The sequence below is a fragment of the Variovorax sp. Soil_C_17 genome (genome assembly GCF_057657265.1).
This window is the reverse complement of record NZ_JBDGIT010000075.1, coordinates 1-232: the sequence shown is the minus strand read 5'-3', so window position 1 is coordinate 232 and position 232 is coordinate 1. Positions and strand designations below refer to the sequence as shown.

Genomic DNA, 232 nt, shown 5'->3' with positions numbered 1-232 from the left:
GAGACTGCGCAGGCTCGCGATCGACAGCGGGGCCGCTTCCAGCGTCTCCGCCACGTACCGCAACAGGTTGCGAGGCAAGACGGAGAAGCGATCCATCGGACGGCCGCACGCGCGCAGAAACAGCAGTTGCAGTGCGCCGGCGACCCGGCGGTCGCATCGAAATCGCTGGCGGACCGACAGAACGTCGCCATCTCCGAGCTGAAAAAAGTGCTGGAGGTCGAAGTCCGTCAGG

At 65.5% G+C, this 232-nt stretch carries 1 protein-coding gene; it reads right to left on the bottom strand.

Annotated elements, in window-relative coordinates; translation table 11 throughout:
• A partial coding sequence (locus AC3A6Y_RS35100; RefSeq protein ID WP_487872804.1) for a DUF4158 domain-containing protein occupies positions 1 to 232 on the bottom strand: 232 nt, incomplete at both ends.